Genomic DNA, 1,416 nt, shown 5'->3' with positions numbered 1-1,416 from the left:
TTGGCAAGTTCAGGTGCAAGTGAGACGCGTCCGATTAATATGAGTGTTGTGTTTGGAATCAAGACGTGAGGTTCATATGTCGACGATTTATGATTGGTCTTTAACGGCATCTGAGAATGGTGGTGCTGATGCTTTGATTAATTGGTCAGAGGGACAGCACCCTAACACGGTCAATAATAGCGCCCGTGTGATGATGCAAAGGATAAGTGAGTATTTATCGGATACGGGCGGCGTGCTTGAAGGCATTGTAACGGTTGATAATAACCAAAAGACGAGTGTGATAAGGCTTCTAAGCCAATCGGCATTTTTAGAGTATAAGAATGGCATATCGGTTTGTTTTAAAGCGAAGGGCAAAAATGTAGGGGCGACAACAATTGCTTTAAATAATTTAGTTGGTAAGCCCGTTTATAAGGCGACAGAAACCGGTTTATTAGCCTTATCGGGAGGAGAGATACAAGATGGTTGTCTTTATACGCTTGTGTATGATGAAGAACTTACGGGTTGGCAAGTTCTCAATCCGACAAGGGGCAAAGTTTCTTCCTTAAAACGCTTACCCTCTGGTCTGATAGGACCGTTTGCAATGGAACGCCTGCCGGATGGTTGGTTGCCATGTGATGGGCGTTCTTATTCACGGTATGTTTATTGGGATTTATTTTGTGTCATAGGAACGACGTGGGGAGAAGGAGATGGCGTTGAGACGTTTAATGTTCCCGATTTTAGGGGAATGTTTTTACGGGGCCTCGATTATGAACGCAATCTAGACCCTTGGCGTTCTTTTGCAAGTCAGCAAGGCTGTTCTTTAAAAGCGCATGAACATTTTATAGGTCCAGCATCATCAGAAGGTCTTTCTTCTCGTAAAAAACGTGATGTTTCTTTGCAAAGGCGAAAGAGAGCTATAGACGAAGAGTGTGTAGGGTTGAGTGGTGATGCTTTGGACAAGTGTAATCAAGAATTTGACCAAATAGCGGGCACTTCAGAAGTTCCCTTTTGGTTTACAGAAAAAGATAAGCCGCCTCGCTTACCGTGGTTTATCAGGAGCCCGTTTGCTAATTTTTTATATTATTCCACGCCTATAACAGAAGGGCTGAATGACAGAGCGCATCATGAACATCACCTCATGGCAGAGAGGGTTGGTGGTGTTGAAACGCGCCCCGTTAATGTGAGTGTAATTTATGGGATCAAGACATGAGGAAATGAAATGTCATTAAAACCGTTTGCGATATCAGAGATTAGCGACCCGTCTCAAGTACGGGTCGTTTTGTATTCGGGGGATCATTTTGTGCATGCGCCGCTTAATGGCGTTTTTGATTTACTGAAAGCCGCTTTGAAAGCCGATCTTGATGGGTCGTTAAAAGATTTAGAGAAGCGCTTAGAGACCTTAAGAGAAGAGTTTGAAGATTTGAAAGAGTGTTCATT

General features: G+C 43.4%; 2 protein-coding genes. Both read left to right on the top strand.

Annotated elements, in window-relative coordinates; all coding sequences use genetic code 11:
* Positions 1-76: 76 nt before the first annotated feature.
* Positions 77-1,189, top strand: coding sequence for a phage tail protein (locus tag ACFIK6_RS09390; RefSeq protein WP_375642687.1), 1,113 nt, complete (start codon positions 77-79; stop codon positions 1,187-1,189).
* 9 nt (positions 1,190-1,198) lie between these two features.
* On the top strand, positions 1,199-1,416 hold a 218-nt coding region (locus ACFIK6_RS09385), incomplete at its 3' end, for a hypothetical protein (protein WP_375642686.1).

Origin of the sequence: Bartonella sp. AS69XJJH (assembly GCF_042195585.1) — a bacterium.
Classification (GTDB): Bacteria; Pseudomonadota; Alphaproteobacteria; order Rhizobiales; family Rhizobiaceae; genus Bartonella.
This window is presented reverse-complemented; position numbering and strand designations above follow the sequence as displayed.